We start from the raw sequence: 16,955 nt of genomic DNA, 5'->3' as shown, positions 1-16,955 counted from the left end.
CAAGCGGGAGCAAGCTCCCTCGCCACAGGTTTATCATCCTGCTGACTAAATAGCGCTGCATGCCCTCAAAAGCCGAGCATCTTCTACCGATACGCCGTCGCAATGCCTTGGCGTTCTTCCAGGCATTCCGGTGCACCCATCTCGAACTCGCGGCAGATCAGCGGGCGCTTTTCGTAGATGGTGCACAGCATGCTGTCGCGATCCAAGGCCGCGCACCAACCGTCGTCGAGCCGCAGCATCACTTCCCCACCCCAATCGTCCGTGTCGATGAAACGCTCCGGGACCCCGGTATCGGTGATCAGCATCACTTCCAACTGGCAGCAGCACGCCGCGCACGTTGAACACGTGACGGCCGGTGCCTGGATTTCATGGAGGGGGATGGTTTTCATGGCGCGCAGTGTAAGGCAATCGAGGGCTCAGGGGCGTCCCTTGATCGGATAGCCGTTTTTTGCCTGGTATGAGTCGAGGTCGCTCGGCAAGGTCTCGGTGGATGACGGCAGGGGCCAGAGCGCGGTCATGGAGGCGATGGGGAGCACGACTTCCCAGGGGCGTTCCACCCAGTGATTCAGCACATGCCGTGCCGCTTCTTCTGGCGACCAGTGCATCGAGGGGGGGGAACAATCGTCGGACCCCAGCGATGGGCCATCGAAGCCAGGGTATACCAACGTCACGTCGATGCCGGAGCCGGCCAGTTCTGTCCGTGCCGATTCGAAGAGATGACGCATCCCATTGCCCCCTGCTTCGATTTGCGAAGGCGGCAAATAAGTCGCCGGGCTGGCGATACCCACCAGATGAGGTTCGGTCCCGGCGCGCAACAAGGGTATGGCCACTTCGATGCAGAAGCTGGCGGCCAGCAGGTTGCTGCGCACGATATGCTCGATCAATGTGTGATCAGCCGGCTGCCCGTCAACGTACTCAGCCGTTCCAACATTGAGGATCACACTGTCCAGGGCGCCCCATTGTCGAGTGATGTGTTCGTCGATCTCGCGCACGGTCTGGCTGTCGGTCAAATTACCGGGCACGATCAGTACTTGTCCTGGATAACGTGTCGAAAGGGGGTCGCAGGAGCGGGCCGAGCGTGAACTGACGGCCAGGTAGGCACCCGTCTCCAGTATCGCTTCAGCCAACGAAGCGCCGATTCCGTTGCCAGCCCCGGTGAGCCAATAGCGCCGTGGCAATCTTAGGCCCATTCCATACTCCTTTCGATTGTGCAGCGCACTGAGACAGGGCCTTCAGTGGAATCCGCACGATTAGTAAGACTATATGTTTATCGGGTAAATATTGCATCCTGCGGCCCGGCAATTTTATGTTCGCTGATCGCCCACCCCTTCTGTGGCTACGTCCTTTCGCGCCGGCAGGTTTCTGAACGCTGTCAGCGCCCGCGCCCTGGACTCGCGCAAATCGACGATCGGTGCCGGATAATCCACTGCGCCAAACAAGCCGCCTTGGGTATTTGGGCTATGGACCTGTTGCCTATCCAGATCGTTCAGTTCAGGCAGCCAGTACTTGATGAACAGGCCCTCGGGGTCAAATTTCTCCGACTGGCTCAAGGGATTGAAGATCCGAAACCAAGGCGCCGAGTCGGTGCCGGTGGAGGCGCTCCACTGCCAACCGCCATTGTTGGCGGCCAGGTCGCCGTCGATCAGGTGCTGCATGAAAAAGCGCTCGCCCTCGCGCCAATCGATCAGCAGGTTCTTGGTCAAGAACATGGCCACGACCATCCGTAAGCGGTTATGCATCCAGCCGGTCTCCAGCAATTGACGCATGGCCGCATCGATGATCGGCAGGCCGGTGCGTGCTTGCTTCCAGGCTTCCAGTTCGGCGGGGGCCTTGCGCCATGCCAGCGCCTCGGTTTCCGGGCGGAACGCGCGATGGCGCGATACGCGTGGATAGCCCACCAGAATGTGTTTATAGAACTCGCGCCAGAGTAATTCATTGATCCAGGTCACGGCTCCGGCACTTCCGCTTTCGAATTCTCCTTGGTTGGCTTGCAGCGCGGCATGCAGGCACTGACGTGGCGACACCACCCCGGCCGCCAGGTAGGCCGAGAGCTGGCTGGTGCCGGGTCGGGCCGGGAAGTCACGTTCGTGCTGGTAGTCGTCGAGGTGCTGGTCGACAAAACTGTCCAGGCGCCGTTGGGCTTCGCTTTCTCCGGCAGGCCAGAGAGCGCGCAGTGTTTCGCTGGGTGGGGCGAATCCATCGACTTGTTTCGGCACCGGATCGCGGACAATGCCGGTGGAAGCCTGCCGCAGCGGGGTGGCGACCAGGCTCGGCAACGAGAAATGCAGACGGTTGTAGCAGACCTTGCGGAACTGACTGAACACCTGGAAATAATTGCCGGTCTTGGTCAGTACGCTGCCGGGCTTGAACAGCAGTTGGTCGAGGTGACTGTGAAACTCGATGCCCTGATCATTCAATGCGCGGGCGACCTCGGCGTCGTGTCGCGTTTCATTCACGCCGTACTCTTCGTTGACATGCACGGCACCGATATTCAGTTCGCAAGATAGCTTGAGCAGCACGTGCGGCGCCTGGTGCCAGTGCGCTGCCTCGCGGATCAAGAGCGGGATGTTCAATTCATCCAGGGCCGCGCTCAATGCGCCGAGGTTGCGCAGCCAGAAATCGATCTTGCACGGGGCGTCGTCATGGTCACGCCACTGCCCGGGGCTGGTCAGATACACCGCCACGCAGGGGCCTTGGACTGCGGCGGCCGCCAGGGCGGTGTTATCGCGCAGGCGCAGGTCGCTGCGCAGCCAGATCAGTTGCATGCTGTTTACCATCTAAAGGAGTTCTCTGTGGCTCAGTTCACGGTGAGCCGATAGCGGGTCTTCGGCCCAGGACACCTCGATCATCGAGGCGTCCGTGGATAACCGGGCGTGGTGAATCGACGCGGCCGGGCCGGCAATGATAATCGGGCAAGCGATTCCGCTGAGCAGCCTGGGCAGTTGGGACAGGTTGATGGCGTGGCTGGAATAGAGCAGCACACCACGGGCGTTGAGGCGCTCGACCGCCAGGGCCAGTTCACCCGCCGGTAGCGCGTTGTCGAACACTTCCACTGGGCAGTCGGCACTGCTGGCCAGCCAGGCGGTGAGCCACAGGTGTGGCTCCTGGGGCAGGTCTGAATGGTTGACCAGCAACAGGGGCGGGCCGCGCAGTTGACGGTTGTTGTGATAGACCCGGCTGCCGAATTTGCTGCGCATCCACGAATACAGGAAGACCCGCTCCAACTGCGCACCGAACTGGCCTTGCCAGCGCAGGTGCAGCTCGGCCAGCAACGGCAGGAGCAATTGCTCGCACACGGTCCAGGGCGGATACAGCGCCATCGCCTGGTTGACCAGGTCATCGATCTGCCGCTCGGCCAGTTGCGTCACCGCCAGCGCCAAGGTGTGGCGCTGACGCTGCCAGTCGTTCTCCGGCGGTTGTGCGGGCTCGGTCGGCAGCGGCGGAGTGTCCAGCAGTGGCTTGATCTTGCTCACCGCTACGCCACGGTCGATCCAGGTGAGGATGCTCAGGATCCGTTGCACATGCTCGGCATTGAACAGTCGATGGCCCTTGGGCGTACGGTGCGGCACGATCAGGCCGTACCGGCGCTCCCAGGCCCGTAGCGTGATGGCGTTGACACCGGTCTGCCGGGCGACTTCGCGGATAGGCAGCCAGCCTTGGGCCAAGGCCTTGGCAAAATCGGCCCCCAGGTCTTCGCGGGCGCTGGCGTCGGGGTCGTTCTTCATTAGATCGCGTTTCTCAAACTGAGGTTTTCCGGGTGCGGTTGCAGGTAGACCTGCTGTGCCAGATAAGGGTCGGGGTGCTGGCGCAGGTGATGCTTGAGCAACGTCAGCGGCACCACCAACGGGACGATGCCGAGGCGATACTGGCCGATGAGGTGCTGTACCTCCTGCTTGTCCTCGGCGTCGATGGCGCGCTTGAGATATCCGCTCAGGTGTTGCAGCACATTGGTGTGGGTGCGGCGGGTGGCGCATTTTTTCAAGGCGGCCATCAATGCGCTGAAATAACGTGGGCCCAGCTCATTGGGGTCGGCCTTGCCCATGTTGCCCAGCTGTTTGCCCAAGGCCTTGTACTGCTCCGGGTTGTGGGCCATGAGCAGGTATTTGTAGCGTGAGTGGAATTCGATCAGGTCGCGACGGGTCAGGCCCTGGCGGCGCAACGGTTGCCAGGCGGCATAGGCAAACACCCGGGTCAGGAAGTTCTCCCGCAGCACCGGATCGTTGAGGCGACCGTCTTCCTCCACCGGCAGGTCGGGATGGCGTTCGCAGAAGGCCTGGGCATAGATGCCGCGTCCGCCGCCGTCCTGGGTCACGCCGTTGTGGTCGTAGACCTTGACCCGCTCCAGACCGCAGGACGGCGATTTCTGCATGAAGATGTAGCCGCAGATGTCATCCAGTTCTCCGGCCATCTGCTGCCCGTAGTCGGCCAATGGCCGGGTCACGTTGAGGCCGCGATTCACCGTACCGAGTGCCTCGGGGTGTTTGAGGTCGCCTACCAGCCGAATCGGCTCCCGGGGAATGCCCAGGCCAATGGCGACTTCGGGACACACCGGCACGAAGTCGAAATAATCGATGAGGGTGCGGCTGCACAGCGGCGATTGCTTGTGCCCGCCGTTGAAGCGAACTTCAGCACCCATCAGACAGGCGCTGATGGCGATTCTGGGTTTGGCGATGGCTGCATGGGGCATGGGCGACCTCTAAGGATTAATCTTGTACAGATTTATATTTCTGTACAATATTTTCATCATAGGTCCGAACGAGCACAAGTCAACCGGATTTGCAGAGGAACTGGGCGACGCCAGGGTGTGTCGCAGGCAGGCTGCTGTCTCGTTCGACAGCAGCGAAGAGCGATGGGTGACGCGATCTACTGCAGGCTCGCATGCAGGCGGCGTGCAGCCTCCTGGCCGCTGAGCCACGCACCTTCGACCCGGCCGGACAGGCACCAGTCGCCGCACACATACAGGCCCAGGTCGGCATCGGCCAAGGCGCCCCACTCGTGGCTGCCGGCGGGGCGGGCGTAGAGCCAGCGATGGGCCACGCTGAAGCTCGGTGCGGGCATCGCGCTGTGCAGCAGTTCGGCGAAGGCGCCGTGCAAGTGTTCGATCACCGCTTCCTTGGACAGGTCGATGTGCTGCCGGCTCCAGTCGCTGGTGGCGTGCAGTACCCAGGTGTCGAGCTTGCTGTCGCGCCCCGGTTTGCTGCGGTTGCGCGCCAGCCAGTCGAGCGGACTGTCCTGCACAAAGCAGCCTTCCATGGGCGTATCCAGCGGTGTTTCGAAAGCCAGCGCCACAGCCCAGGTCGGGTCCATCTTCACGCCAGCGGCCACTGCGGCCAATTTCGGTACGGCGGCCAGCAATGCCGTGGCCTGGGGGGCGGGCGTGGCGATCACCACTTGGCCGAAGGGGCCGTGGGTGAAACCTTCCGCGTCCTGCAGATGCCAGTGTTCCTGACCGCGGTACACCTCGGTGATCCGGCAGGAAAACTGCACTTGCAACGTGTCGAGCAAGGCCCGGGTGATGGCGCTCATGCGCGGGGTGCCGACCCAACGCGTCTGCTCGTCCGGCGATGGGCTCAGTTGCCCGTTCTGGAAGTTGTAGAGCTGCGGGTTCCATTCCGCGGCCCAGCCGTTGGCTTGCCAGCGCTGGACCTCCGTGACAAAGCGGCGGTCGCGCGCAGTGAAGTATTGCGCGCCCATGTCCAGTGCGCCGGCGTCGCTGCGCTTGCTGGACATGCGCCCGCCACTGCCATGGCTTTTATCGAAGAGTTGGACGACATGCCCGGCCTCCGTCAGGGCCTGGGCGGCTGAAAGTCCGGCGATGCCGGTGCCGATGATTGCGATAGGTACAGTCATAAGGGCCTCGTTTACCTTTCTGTACAGACTACGCCGTCGTTTAAACCTGTACAATTCGGGTTTTTGGTATAGGTTTTACCGTTCGTGTTTGGACAGGTTGTCCTATTGTTAAACACAGACCCTGTCCGATACGAAAAATCCCTACCTATAAAAATAGACTAATGGGCCGGGTAAAACGCGATGCGAGGAACATCTCATGCACATATTGCTGACCGGCGGTACTGGTTTGATCGGACGTCAGCTCTGCCGCCTCTGGTTGCAGCAGGGACATCGCTTGACGGTATGGAGTCGTCGCCCCGAAGAGGTGGTGAAAATTTGCGGGACCTTGGTGCGGGGTGTTGCCAGGCTCGACGAAATCGATGGGCCGGTGGATGCGGTGATTAACCTCGCTGGCGCCCCGATTGCCGATCGCCCCTGGAGCCACAAGCGCAAGATGTTGTTGTGGAGCAGTCGCATCACCTTGACGGAAGTTTTGCTGGCGTGGCTGGAGCGTTGCGAGCAGAAACCGCAGGTATTGATTTCCGGGTCTGCGGTGGGCTGGTACGGCGACGGTGGCGAGCGTGAGTTGACCGAGGCATCGGGACCGGTGAGCGAGGATTTCGCCAGTCAACTGTGCATCGCCTGGGAAGAAACCGCGCAACGGGCCGAGGCTTTGGGCCTGCGCGTGGTGCTGGTGCGCACCGGCCTGGTCCTGTCTGCCGAGGGCGGCTTTTTGTCGCGGCTGCTGCTGCCGTTCAAACTGGCGCTGGGCGGGCGTATCGGCAATGGCCGGCAGTGGATGCCGTGGGTCCACATTGACGATCAAATCGCCCTGATTGATTTTCTTCTGCACCGCAGCGATGCCAGCGGTCCTTATAATGCGTGCGCGCCGAACCCGGTGCGCAACCGCGAATTTGCCAAGGCCCTGGGGCGCGTCTTGCATCGGCCGGCCGTGGTGCCGATGCCGGAGCTGGTGCTCAAGGTCACGCTGGGGGAATTGTCCTTGCTGTTGCTCGGCGGCCAGCGCGCCACGCCGGCCCGATTGCAGGCGGCGGGTTTCACATTCCGCTTCACTGATTTGCCTGCGGCCTTGGAAGACTTGTCCAGCCGCCTTTGAAATAGGACGTTGCATGACCGATCACGCGTTGCTTCTGGTGAATCTGGGTTCGCCTGCCTCCACCTCGGTGGCCGATGTGCGCCGCTACCTCAATCAATTCCTGATGGATCCGTATGTCATCGACCTGCCATGGCCGGTGCGACGCTTGTTGGTATCGCTGATCCTGATCAAGCGTCCCGAGCAGTCGGCCCATGCCTACGCCTCGATCTGGTGGCAGGAGGGATCGCCGCTGGTGGTGCTCAGTCGCCGGCTGCAGCAGGCCATGATCGCGCAGTGGACCCAGGGTCCGGTGGAACTGGCGATGCGTTATGGCGAGCCGTCCATTGAATCGGCGCTGGTGCGACTGGCGAGCCAAGGTCACAAGAAGATCACGTTGGCGCCGCTGTACCCGCAGTTTGCTGACAGCACCGTGACCACGGTGATCGAAGAGGCCAAGCGGGTCGTGCGGGAAAAGAAACTCAATGTGCAGTTCTCGATTCTCCAGCCGTTCTACGATCAGCCCGAATACCTCGACGCCTTGGTGACCAGCGCCAAGCCGTACCTGATGCAGGAACACGATCATCTGTTGTTGAGTTTCCACGGCTTGCCGGAGCGGCACCTGACCAAGCTCGACCCGACGGGGTTTCATTGCTTCAAGGATGCCGACTGCTGCAAGAACGCGCCGCCGGAGGTCATGGCGACCTGTTACCGCGCGCAGTGCATTCGCACCGCAGAACTGTTCGCCCAACGCATGGGACTGGCGCACGGCAAGTGGTCGGTGTCGTTCCAGTCGCGGTTGGGGCGGGCCAAGTGGATCGAACCCTACACCGAGGCGCGGCTGGAGGAACTGGCTAAAAGCGGCGTGAAGAAAGTGTTGGTGATGTGCCCGGCGTTTGTCGCCGATTGCATTGAAACCCTGGAGGAGATCGGTGATCGCGGCCGTGAGCAGTTCCGCGAGGCCGGGGGGGAAGAGTTGGTGCTGGTGCCTTGCCTCAATGATGAGCCGCAGTGGGCGAAGGCGTTGAGCACCCTCTGCGAACGGGCGCCTATAGCGTTGTAATACAAACCTGTGGCGAGGGAGCTTGCTCCCGCTTGGGTGCGAAGCGCCCATCAATAATGGGACCGCTTCGCAGTCCAGCGGGAGCAAGCTCCCTCGCCACATTAGGTACTGGTTGATTTACAGCAGCGGCTCATCCGCCTTCTTCTGCTTCCAGCCGTCATTGCCCGGCAGCAGCAGGTTCAGCGCAATCGCCACCACCGCGCACAGCGCGATGCCTTTGAGGCCGAAGTCGTCCGGGCCGGTGCCGGTGCCCACCAGCACGCCGCCGATGCCAAACACCAGCGTCACTGAAACGATCACCAGGTTGCGCGCCTCGCCCAGGTCGATCTTGTGGCGGATCAGCGTGTTCATGCCCACCGCCGCGATCGAACCGAACAACAGGCACAGGATCCCTCCCATCACCGGTACCGGGATGCTTTGCAGCAGCGCGCCGAACTTGCCGATGAACGCCAGGCTGATGGCAAAGATCGCCGCCCAGGTCATGATCTTCGGGTTGTAGTTCTTGGTCAGCATCACCGCGCCGGTCACTTCGGCGTAGGTGGTGTTTGGCGGGCCGCCGAACAGGCCGGCTGCGGTGGTGGCAATGCCGTCACCGAGCAAGGTGCGGTGCAGGCCGGGTTTTTTCAGGTAGTCGCGGCCGGTCACACTGCCCACGGCAATCACGCCGCCGATGTGCTCGATGGCCGGCGCCAGGGCAACCGGTACGATGAACAGGATCGCCTGCCAGTTGAACTCCGGCGCGGTGAAGGCCGGCAGGGCGAACCATGGCGCGGCGGCGATTTTCGCGGTGTCCACGACGCCGAAGAAAAACGCCATGGCGAAGCCCACCAGCACGCCGGAAATGATCGGCACCAGGCGGAAGATGCCTTTGCCGAACACCGCGACAATCAGGGTGGTGAGCAGGGCCGGCATCGAAATCAGCATCGCGGTCTGATAATGAATCAGCTCGGTGCCGTCGCCGGCCTTGCCCATCGCCATGTTGGCGGCAATCGGCGCCATGGCCAGGCCGATGGAGATGATCACCGGGCCAATCACCACCGGCGGCAGCAGCCGGTCGATGAACCCGGTGCCCTTGATCTTCACCGCCAGGCCCAGAAAGGTGTAGACGAAACCCGCCGCCATCACGCCGCCCATGGTCGCGGCCAGGCCGAACTGGCCCTTGGCGAGGATGATCGGGGTGATGAAGGCAAAGCTCGAGGCCAGGAAGACCGGCACCTGGCGTCCGGTCACGACTTGGAACAGGATCGTCCCCAGGCCGGCGGTGAACAGTGCCACGTTAGGGTCCAGCCCGGTGATCAGCGGCATCAATACCAGCGCGCCGAAGGCGACGAACAGCATCTGTGCGCCGGACAGGACCTGGCGCCAGAGCGGATCGTTGAACTCGTCCTGCATGCTCAAGCGTCCTTCTGCTTGGTGCCGAAGATCTTGTCGCCGGCATCGCCCAGGCCCGGGATGATGTAGCCATGCTCATTGAGTTTCTGGTCGATGGACGCGGTGTAGATGGTCACATCCGGGTGGGCGTCGTGCACGGCCTTGATGCCTTCGGGGGCCGCGACCAACACCATGGCGCGGATGTCCCGGCAACCGGCTTTTTTCAGCAGGTCGATGGTGGCGACCATGGAGCTGCCGGTGGCGAGCATCGGGTCGATGATCATTGCCAGGCGCTCGTCGATTTCCGGTACCAGTTTTTCCAGGTAGGTGTGCGCTTGCAGGGTCTGCTCGTTGCGAGCCACGCCCACGGCGCTGACCTTGGCCCCCGGGATCAGGCTCAGGACGCCCTCGAGCATGCCGATGCCGGCGCGCAGGATTGGCACCACGGTGATTTTCTTGCCGGCGATTTTCTCGACCTGGACCGTACCGGCCCAGCCGTCGATTTCATAGGACTCCAGCGGCAGGTCCTTGGTGGCTTCGTAGGTGAGCAGGGCACCGACTTCCTGGGCCAGTTCACGGAAATTCTTCGTGCTGATATCGGCGCGGCGCATCAGGCCGAGTTTGTGTCTGATCAGCGGATGGCGGATCTCGAGGATGGGCATGGGGAAGGCTCCGGCGGCGGGCAAAAAAACCGGCCTAGATTAATCTATCCGAGGGTGTTGTCCTATAGACAATACAGAACGTTAGTCCACAAACGCTTGATCTGGCCGGGCGGGATGCGTACCTTTGCCGGCTTTTCCGACCTGCCATCCCTGGAGAGCGCCATGTCCGCTGATCTCGAGCATATCCGTCAAATCATGCGAGAGGCTGACTGCCTGTACACCGAAGCCGAAGTCGAAGCGGCCATCGCCCGTGTCGGTGCGCAAATCAATGAGCAACTGGCCGATGCCAATCCGGTGGTGTTCTGCGTCATGAACGGCGGGCTGATTTTCTCCGGCAAATTGCTGACCTATCTGAACTTCCCCCTGGAAGCGTCCTACTTGCACGCGACGCGTTATCGCAACGAAACCAGCGGTGGCGACCTGTTCTGGAAAGCCAAGCCGGAAGTCTCGTTCATCGACCGCGACGTGCTGATCATCGACGACATCCTCGACGAAGGTCACACCCTGGGCGCGATCATCGACTTCTGCAAACACGCCGGCGCCCGTGCCGTGCACACCGCTGTGCTGATCGACAAGGACCATGACCGCAAGGCACGACCGGACTTGAAAGCCGATTTCGTCGGCCTGCCGTGCATCGACCGCTACATCTTCGGCTACGGCATGGACTACAAAGGTTACTGGCGCAACGCCAATGGTATTTTCGCCGTCAAGGGGATGTAATCGATGACTCGGTCAAGTTTCCTGGATCAAGCACTGTTCGATGAACTGGCCGAGAAAGCCGCGGCCAGCCCTCGCGGCCGACAGCATCACAATTTTCATGGGATGGATGAGCCGTGCCACCGCATGGCGGTTGGCTTGCAGCCTTCCACCTATATTCCGCCGCATCGTCACCTGAGCGCCGACAAGGCGGAGACCTTGCTGGTGCTCAAGGGCCGGCTGGGGGTGTTGATCTTCGACGAAGCCGGTGCGGTGGTGGACAAGCGCATCCTGCAGGCCGGTGGCGATTGCCTCGGCGTCGACCTGCCGGCTGGCGTGTATCACGGGTTGGTGGTGCTGGAAGCCGACAGCCTGATGTTCGAATGCAAGGCCGGCCCTTATCGGCCCGTGGGCGAGGGCGAACTGGCCCACTGGGCGCCCCGTGAAGGCGAGGCCGGCGTGGCGCAATACCACGCCTGGATGCGCGCCCAGTTCGACTAGTACGTGACGATGGCGCTTTTGTGGCGAGCGAGCTTGCTCCCGCTTGGGGGTGGAGCACCCACCTGCAATTGCGCAGCTCACCCTGGGGCTGCGACGCAGCCCAGCGGGAGCAAGCTCCCTCGCCACAAAAGTGCTCCTCGCTACTAAGGCTTTCCTTGCTGCCGATCAGGCCGGCTTTGAGTGAACTGCACCACCGGCCAGCCACTTTTCGCTCTTGACCCGCGCCTGCTCCAAGGTCTGCACATACGCCAACTGACGCTGCTCGCGATGAATGCCAGCGCGGCGCAACTTCAGGCGCACCCGGGGGGCGGTCGCGACCAGGATCAGGCCAATACCCTGCTTTCGATAATCCCTCAGGATATTTTCCAGCGCGGCCAGGGCGGTCATGTCCAGCATCGGCACGGCACTCATGTCCACGACCACCACCCGCACGCCAGGGTCGAAACGGCGCAGCACATCCAGGGCCTTTTCCGCCGCGCCGAAGAACAGCGGCCCACGAATCCCGTAGCAGCGTACATGCTCGGGCATGTCCAGCAAGGCCTGGTGAAAGTGGCGTGGCAACTCGGCGCTGTCGGTCAATTCGCTCATGCGCTTGATGAACAGCCCGGCGGCAAGCAGCAGGCCGACGGCGACGGCCAGGACCATGTCGAACAGCACCGTCAGGCCCAGGCAGGTCAGCAGCACCAGCACATCGCTGCGTGGGGCGATGCGCAGGGTATGCAGCACATGCCCGGCTTCGCTCATGTTCCAGGCGACCATCACCAGCAGCGCGGCCAGTGCGGCCATGGGTAAATAACTGAACAGCGGCGCCAGCAGCACAATCGCCACCAGCACCACGAGGCTATGAATGATCGCGGCCAGCGGTGAGGAGGCACCGCTGCGCACGTTGGTGGCGCTGCGGGCAATGGCGGCGGTGGCGGTGATGCCGCCGAACAGCGGCGCCACCAGGTTGCCCAGGCCCTGGCCCATCAGCTCGGCATTGGGGTCGTGCTTGCTGCCGGTCATGCCGTCCGCCACCACCGCACACAACAGTGACTCGATGGCACCGAGCATGGCGATGGCAAAGGCGGGCGCCAGCAATTGGCGGACCAGGTCATAGGACAGGATCAACGGATGCCCTTGGCCGTCCGGCAGGTTCCAGGGCCAGTCGAAGCTCGGTAAAAAAGGCGGTATGCCCGGGTGAATGATGCCATCGGCGACGTAGCTGAAACGTTCGCCCAGCGTTGCGATCGGCCATCCGCCGCGCTCCATCGCCAGCCCCAATAGCGTGCCCACCAGCAGGGCGACCAAATGCCCGGGCACCCGTGGCACCCAGCGCGGCCAGACAATCAGCACCGCCAGGCACACGGCGCCGATGGCCCCATCACCGAGACGGGCACCGGGCAGCGCCACGATCAATTCACCCAGTTGTTCGATGTAGTGTTTGGCTTGGCCGGCGGTGGTCAGCCCCAGCAGGTCCTTCAGTTGCAAGGTGGCGATGACCACGCCGATGCCCGCCGTGAAACCGAGGATGACCGGATAGGGAATGTACTGGATCAGGCGGCCGGCGCGCATCAGACCCAGGGCGATCAGGATCAGGCCGGCGAGCATGGTGCACAACAGCAGGCCGCCGAGGCCATATTGCTGGGTGATGGGCAACAGGATCACCACGAACGCCGCTGTCGGCCCGCTCACGTTGAAGCGCGAGCCGCCGGTGAGGGCGATCAGCGGCGCGGCCACCAGCACCGTGTAAAGGCCGTGCTGCGGCGGCACGCCGACGGCGATCGCGAGGGCCATGGCCAGGGGGATGGCGATAATGCCGACGGTCAGCCCGGCCACCAGATCGCCGCGCAGGCGTTCCAGGGTATAGCCGGCCCGCCAGGTTTGGCGCCAGGCGGCGAACAGCGGTGGGGCGGAGAAAGACATGGGCACTCCACACAAATGAACGGGCGTTACATCTGGACCTGCCGAACAACGATCCCTGTGGCGAGGGAGCTTGCTCCCGCTCGGCGGCGTCGTAGGAGCTGACGAGTGCAACGAGGCTGCGATCTTTCCACTGCCTATTGAGTCGAGAGCGAAAGATCAAGATCAAAAGATCGCAGCCTTCGGCAGCTCCTACACAAAACCAGCGGGAGCAAGCTCCCTCGCCACAAGGGGCATCATGCGATGCGAGGGCTGATGGCCCTTTGAGTATGCCGCGCCCGCTGCCCGGATGTATTGATCCGGATCGCTTATTTTTACCGTCCATGCTCATGCTAGAGTGCTCGGCCAAGACCCTGGAGCTTGTCATGCGTGTATCGATCCGCCGTTGCGCCATTTCGCTGTTGATCGCCAGTCTGCCTTTAACGGCTGTGGCCGCGCCGATGCACAGCCAGTTTCTGCCGCCGGATGACTTGGTGGTGCGCCAGGAACAGCCTGAACAACAGCAGTTGCTGCAAGTGACGGAGTATTCGGTGGTGCTGGGTAACCAGCGTCAGTCCAACCAGCAACCGATTCCGGTCACTTCGCCCTTGCTGATTCGTCTCAAGGGCAAGCCCTTGAACAAGGGGGCGACCATCAGCCAGGTGATCCTCAACTTCGACGGCGAAAGCAAAAGCCTGAAGAAGCCAGTCTTCGATGAGGCGAGCAAGACCCTGACGCTGTCTTATCCACAGGCCCAGTACCGGGTGGTCGTCGATCTGCTGCGCAACAATACGGTCTATGTGCAGTTCCTCACCTACGCCAACGGCCATATCTGGGCCGACCTGCACACCGGTGCCGAACGCCCGCGTTGAGCCCCGGGGCCTGCGGGGGGTAAACTGCCCGCCCCGTGAATTGTGCGAGTTGGAGCCGGCAATGCGTAAAGACAAGAAACAAGTGATTGGCGACGAAATTGGCGATGAGCAGATCAAGCTGTTCCTCAATTTCGAACCGGTCGATGCCACTTCGCCGTCGTTGCACAAACTGATCAAGGCCTACCGCGGCCTGCGGGTCGACGACTTCGAGCGCTTCCTGACGTTCTTCGTCGAGGCCGGCCATGACCTCAACGGCAAGGACGAGCACGGCAACGATTTCGTTGCGCTGATCAAGGACCAGCGTAATGCCGAGGAATACATCGAGTTGATCAACAAGGCGCGCGGCTGAGTGCGTTGAGTCCTGTCAACGCTCTTCGGAGCGTTGAAGGCACCGCTTGAGCGCAACTAATATCTTCCTTTGCAAGTTGCTCCGAAAGGTTATGTCACCATTCGGGCTGTTTTGTTTTATTTGGATTTCCATTACTTTGCGTCGAAGCCAATTGGCTTTAACGTCATTGTTTCAATGGAGCTGTATCTATCATGGAAGATCAAAAAAAGTGTATCGCCGGCGTGTTGTCTTTGGCGGCGTGTCTGGCAAGTTCAGCAGCCTGTGCGCGGGATGAGATTGTCAATGTCGAAGTCTTTAACGCAACAGGCGCAGTCATCGTTCCCGGCAGCGATTTTACCTGGACGCAGAATCCGGCCAATGCGGGCCACAGTTTTTCGATAGACCCCGGTGAGAGCCAGGAGTTGACCTATTACCTGCCCCAATCGCGCGCCGAGCGAGAGGCCTTTAGCTACACGCAAGGCAGTCGCACGTGTCATTTCAGTTTTGGTCACGTCGCAAGAGCGTCGGGCGATGATCAAGCGGTAATGCCCTATCATCGTTGGGTCAAGGCGGAACCGACGGGGACCTGTGTCGCTGAATTGTTTTATGTCGAAGACGATGACGATTATGTTCATCACGGTGGCACGCGCATCAAGTTCAGCATGAACTAACAACGCCGCAGAAATAAAAAAGCCCCCGTTTGCACGGGGGCTTTTTACATTGACTGCAACGTATCAGGCGTAACTTTGCGCCTTGCTGTCTTCAACCAACTCCAAGGCAATGTTGTTCTGCGCATTGACCTTGCGATACAGCGCCGCGTCGGTTTCCAGCACTTTTTCCCGGGCCGGGAAGATCTCTACGAGCTTGGCAGCCCACTCACCCTTGGCCTTGTCCGGGAAGCAGCGCTCGATCAGCTCCAGCATGATCGACACGGTCACCGAAGCGCCCGGCGATGCGCCGAGCAGGGCGGCGAGGCTGCCGTCCTTGGCGGCCACCAGTTCGGTACCGAACTGCAGGACGCCACCTTTCTTCGGGTCTTTCTTGATGATCTGCACCCGTTGGCCGGCCACTTCCAGGCGCCAGTCTTCGGCTTTCGCCTCGGGGTAGAACCGACGCAGGGATTCCAGGCGCTGTTCCATGGACTGCATCACTTCGCTGATCAGGTACTTGGTCAGGTCCATGTTGTCCCGGGCCACGGCCAGCATCGGGCCAATGTTGCCGGCGCGTACCGACAGCGGCAGGTCCATGATCGAGCCGTGCTTGAGGAACTTGGTGGTGAAACCGGCGTATGGCCCGAACAGCAGGGATTTCTTGCCGTCGACCACGCGGGTGTCCAGGTGCGGCACCGACATTGGCGGCGAGCCCACCGCTGCCTGGCTGTAGACCTTGGCCTGGTGGTGCTTGACCACTTCCGGGTTGTCGCAACGCAGCCACTGGCCGCTGACCGGGAAGCCGCCGAAGCCCTTGCTTTCCTCGATGCCTGAGGCTTGCAGCAGCGGCAAGGCCGCGCCGCCGGCACCGAGGAACACGAACTTGGCGTCGACTTCGCGAGTGCTGCCCGAATTGACGTCCTTGATGCTCACGGTCCAGCCGCTGCCATTGCGCTTGAGGCCGGTGACGCGCTTGCAGTATTTGACCTGGGTGTCCGGGGCGCTGGTCAGGTGCTTGAGCAACTGGTTGGTCAGGGCACCGAAGTTGACGTCGGTACCGTTCATGACGCGGGTGGCGGCGATGACTTCATCGTCCGGCCGGCCAGGCATCATCAACGGCATCCACTCGGCCATCTGGTCTTTGTCTTCGGTGTATTCCATGTCGGCGAAGGCGTGATGCTGGCGCATCAGCTCGAAACGCTTCTTCAGGAACTCCACGCCTTTCTCGCCTTGCACGAAGCTCAGGTGCGGCACCGGGGCGATAAAGGACTTGGAGGAGCCGAACGTGCCTTTTTTTGTCAGGTACGTCCAGAACTGCTTCGACACTTCGAACTGGGTGTTGATGTGCACCGCTTTCTTGATGTAGACAGTGCCGTCGGCCGCCTGGGGTGTGTAGTTGAGCTCACACAGCCCGGCGTGGCCGGTACCGGCGTTGTTCCACGGGTTGGAACTCTCCGCGGCACCGGAATCCATCAGCTCGACGACTTCCAGCGAGATCGCGGGGTCGAGCTCCTTGAGCAGCACGGCCAGGGTGGCACTCATGATGCCGGCCCCTACCAGAACTACATCGACTGCTTCGTTATGCGCCATTTAACGCGTCTCCAAAATCTGCAGCACCAAATTGTCGGCATAGCGGCCAGGAGTGGCGGGGCAGGTCAGTTGCGCCCCAGTGATCCATGGCCAGGATCGCCATGTCCGAATCTTCGCAATTTTTCGCACCTACCGCGGATGCATGCAGCCTGCCCTCAAGAGTCACATGAACTCATTTAAGCGCCGGGCGGGCAATTCGACTTATGGCCGAGACATCCGTTCGTGCAACCAAATCCGTAGCGGACAGGCTTCAGGCGCCGGTTCTTGAACGATATCCGGTCCTGTGTCGTTGGGCTGTTTCAGACGCTAATGGTGCTTGTTCAGACGCAAAACTCTTCATTTGCTCGCCACACTCTCGTGAAGTTGTGAAAACCCGTTTTTTCACGCTCTTTTGAAGACGTGAACCTCAAAAAAGGGCT

At 61.5% G+C, this 16,955-nt stretch carries 17 protein-coding genes; 7 read left to right on the top strand and 10 right to left on the bottom strand.

The annotated features are described in order from the left end of the window. Nucleotides 1-83: 83 nt before the first annotated feature. From AD659_RS22390 to AD659_RS22365, 6 genes are all read right to left on the bottom strand, one after another. Nucleotides 84-389 carry a YkgJ family cysteine cluster protein gene (locus AD659_RS22390; protein WP_053125190.1) on the bottom strand — a complete coding sequence of 102 codons (306 nt, stop codon included), beginning with the start codon at nt 387-389 and terminating at the stop codon, nt 84-86. 27 nt (nt 390-416) lie between these two features. Further along, entirely contained in the window at nt 417-1,190 is a 774-nt protein-coding gene (locus AD659_RS22385; RefSeq protein ID WP_053125188.1) for an SDR family NAD(P)-dependent oxidoreductase, read from the bottom strand. A gap of 114 nt (nt 1,191-1,304) precedes the next feature. Continuing rightward, nucleotides 1,305-2,765 (bottom strand): deoxyribodipyrimidine photo-lyase, encoded by a 1,461-nt coding sequence (gene phrB / locus AD659_RS22380; protein WP_053125252.1) that lies wholly within the window; start codon nt 2,763-2,765, stop codon nt 1,305-1,307. 12 nt (nt 2,766-2,777) lie between these two features. Continuing rightward, nucleotides 2,778-3,725, bottom strand: coding sequence for a MerR family transcriptional regulator (locus AD659_RS22375; RefSeq protein ID WP_053125186.1), 948 nt, complete (start codon nt 3,723-3,725; stop codon nt 2,778-2,780). Further along, entirely contained in the window at nt 3,725-4,687 is a 963-nt protein-coding gene (locus tag AD659_RS22370) for a YbgA family protein (protein ID WP_053125184.1), read from the bottom strand. Before AD659_RS22370 ends, AD659_RS22375 begins: the two co-directional genes overlap by 1 nt. Nucleotides 4,688-4,863: 176 nt before the next feature. Continuing rightward, nucleotides 4,864-5,850 carry an NAD(P)/FAD-dependent oxidoreductase gene (locus AD659_RS22365; RefSeq protein ID WP_053125182.1) on the bottom strand — a complete coding sequence of 329 codons (987 nt, stop codon included), beginning with the start codon at nt 5,848-5,850 and terminating at the stop codon, nt 4,864-4,866. Nucleotides 5,851-6,046: 196 nt separating this feature from the next. On the opposite strand from AD659_RS22365, the gene AD659_RS22360 reads away from it, so the two are divergent. Both AD659_RS22360 and hemH read left to right on the top strand, forming a co-directional pair. Beyond that, complete coding sequence (locus AD659_RS22360; RefSeq protein WP_053125180.1) at nt 6,047-6,946, top strand: TIGR01777 family oxidoreductase; 900 nt, start codon at nt 6,047-6,049, stop codon at nt 6,944-6,946. 13 nt (nt 6,947-6,959) lie between these two features. Next, nucleotides 6,960-7,985, top strand: a complete 1,026-nt coding sequence (hemH, locus tag AD659_RS22355) for a ferrochelatase (RefSeq protein ID WP_053125178.1) — start codon at nt 6,960-6,962, stop codon at nt 7,983-7,985. 117 nt (nt 7,986-8,102) lie between these two features. Here hemH and AD659_RS22350 read toward each other — a convergent pair whose 3' ends face one another. Further along, nucleotides 8,103-9,377 (bottom strand): uracil-xanthine permease family protein, encoded by a 1,275-nt coding sequence (locus tag AD659_RS22350; protein WP_053125177.1) that lies wholly within the window; start codon nt 9,375-9,377, stop codon nt 8,103-8,105. Between the two features lie 2 nt (nt 9,378-9,379). Beyond that, nucleotides 9,380-10,018: a uracil phosphoribosyltransferase gene (gene upp / locus AD659_RS22345; RefSeq protein ID WP_018606486.1), complete on the bottom strand. Its 639-nt coding sequence runs from the start codon at nt 10,016-10,018 to the stop codon at nt 9,380-9,382. A 162-nt stretch (nt 10,019-10,180) separates the two neighbouring features. On the opposite strand from upp, the gene AD659_RS22340 reads away from it, so the two are divergent. Both AD659_RS22340 and AD659_RS22335 read left to right on the top strand, forming a co-directional pair. Beyond that, the gene (locus tag AD659_RS22340) at nt 10,181-10,738 is read left to right on the top strand and encodes a hypoxanthine-guanine phosphoribosyltransferase (RefSeq protein ID WP_053125250.1); all 558 of its coding nucleotides are present in this window, start codon (nt 10,181-10,183) and stop codon (nt 10,736-10,738) included. 3 nt (nt 10,739-10,741) lie between these two features. Continuing rightward, entirely contained in the window at nt 10,742-11,215 is a 474-nt protein-coding gene (locus tag AD659_RS22335; RefSeq protein WP_053125175.1) for a WbuC family cupin fold metalloprotein, read from the top strand. Nucleotides 11,216-11,380: 165 nt separating this feature from the next. On the opposite strand, the gene dauA is transcribed toward AD659_RS22335, so the two are convergent. Then, complete coding sequence (dauA, locus tag AD659_RS22330) at nt 11,381-13,120, bottom strand: C4-dicarboxylic acid transporter DauA (protein ID WP_053125173.1); 1,740 nt, start codon at nt 13,118-13,120, stop codon at nt 11,381-11,383. Nucleotides 13,121-13,482: 362 nt separating this feature from the next. Here dauA and AD659_RS22325 point away from each other — a divergent pair, with 362 nt between their 5' ends. The 3 genes from AD659_RS22325 (at nt 13,483) to AD659_RS22315 (ending at nt 14,967) form a co-directional block, all read left to right on the top strand. Next, nucleotides 13,483-13,968: a hypothetical protein gene (locus tag AD659_RS22325; protein WP_053125171.1), complete on the top strand. Its 486-nt coding sequence runs from the start codon at nt 13,483-13,485 to the stop codon at nt 13,966-13,968. A gap of 61 nt (nt 13,969-14,029) precedes the next feature. Next, complete coding sequence (locus tag AD659_RS22320; protein WP_053125168.1) at nt 14,030-14,317, top strand: PA4642 family protein; 288 nt, start codon at nt 14,030-14,032, stop codon at nt 14,315-14,317. A 191-nt stretch (nt 14,318-14,508) separates the two neighbouring features. Further along, nucleotides 14,509-14,967 (top strand): hypothetical protein, encoded by a 459-nt coding sequence (locus AD659_RS22315; RefSeq protein WP_053125166.1) that lies wholly within the window; start codon nt 14,509-14,511, stop codon nt 14,965-14,967. A 63-nt stretch (nt 14,968-15,030) separates the two neighbouring features. Here AD659_RS22315 and mqo read toward each other — a convergent pair whose 3' ends face one another. Further along, the gene (gene mqo / locus AD659_RS22310) at nt 15,031-16,536 is read right to left on the bottom strand and encodes a malate dehydrogenase (quinone) (RefSeq protein ID WP_053125164.1); all 1,506 of its coding nucleotides are present in this window, start codon (nt 16,534-16,536) and stop codon (nt 15,031-15,033) included. Between the last annotated feature and the right edge of the window lie 419 nt (nt 16,537-16,955).

It is taken from the genome of Pseudomonas thivervalensis (assembly GCF_001269655.1).
Classification (GTDB): Bacteria; Pseudomonadota; Gammaproteobacteria; order Pseudomonadales; family Pseudomonadaceae; genus Aquipseudomonas; species Aquipseudomonas thivervalensis.
This window is presented reverse-complemented; position numbering and strand designations above follow the sequence as displayed.

Bases quoted from the DNA above. Each gene is read 5' to 3' on its own strand.
- AD659_RS22390 (WP_053125190.1), bottom strand. From the start codon at position 389: ATGAAAACCATCCCCCTCCATGAAATCCAGGCACCGGCCGTCACGTGT.
- AD659_RS22385 (WP_053125188.1), bottom strand. From the start codon at position 1,190: ATGGGCCTAAGATTGCCACGGCGCTATTGGCTCACCGGGGCTGGCAAC.
- phrB (WP_053125252.1), bottom strand. From the start codon at position 2,765: ATGCAACTGATCTGGCTGCGCAGCGACCTGCGCCTGCGCGATAACACC.
- AD659_RS22375 (WP_053125186.1), bottom strand. From the start codon at position 3,725: ATGAAGAACGACCCCGACGCCAGCGCCCGCGAAGACCTGGGGGCCGAT.
- AD659_RS22370 (WP_053125184.1), bottom strand. From the start codon at position 4,687: ATGCCCCATGCAGCCATCGCCAAACCCAGAATCGCCATCAGCGCCTGT.
- AD659_RS22365 (WP_053125182.1), bottom strand. From the start codon at position 5,850: ATGACTGTACCTATCGCAATCATCGGCACCGGCATCGCCGGACTTTCA.
- AD659_RS22360 (WP_053125180.1), top strand. From the start codon at position 6,047: ATGCACATATTGCTGACCGGCGGTACTGGTTTGATCGGACGTCAGCTC.
- hemH (WP_053125178.1), top strand. From the start codon at position 6,960: ATGACCGATCACGCGTTGCTTCTGGTGAATCTGGGTTCGCCTGCCTCC.
- AD659_RS22350 (WP_053125177.1), bottom strand. From the start codon at position 9,377: ATGCAGGACGAGTTCAACGATCCGCTCTGGCGCCAGGTCCTGTCCGGC.
- upp (WP_018606486.1), bottom strand. From the start codon at position 10,018: ATGCCCATCCTCGAGATCCGCCATCCGCTGATCAGACACAAACTCGGC.
- AD659_RS22340 (WP_053125250.1), top strand. From the start codon at position 10,181: ATGTCCGCTGATCTCGAGCATATCCGTCAAATCATGCGAGAGGCTGAC.
- AD659_RS22335 (WP_053125175.1), top strand. From the start codon at position 10,742: ATGACTCGGTCAAGTTTCCTGGATCAAGCACTGTTCGATGAACTGGCC.
- dauA (WP_053125173.1), bottom strand. From the start codon at position 13,120: ATGTCTTTCTCCGCCCCACCGCTGTTCGCCGCCTGGCGCCAAACCTGG.
- AD659_RS22325 (WP_053125171.1), top strand. From the start codon at position 13,483: ATGCGTGTATCGATCCGCCGTTGCGCCATTTCGCTGTTGATCGCCAGT.
- AD659_RS22320 (WP_053125168.1), top strand. From the start codon at position 14,030: ATGCGTAAAGACAAGAAACAAGTGATTGGCGACGAAATTGGCGATGAG.
- AD659_RS22315 (WP_053125166.1), top strand. From the start codon at position 14,509: ATGGAAGATCAAAAAAAGTGTATCGCCGGCGTGTTGTCTTTGGCGGCG.
- mqo (WP_053125164.1), bottom strand. From the start codon at position 16,536: ATGGCGCATAACGAAGCAGTCGATGTAGTTCTGGTAGGGGCCGGCATC.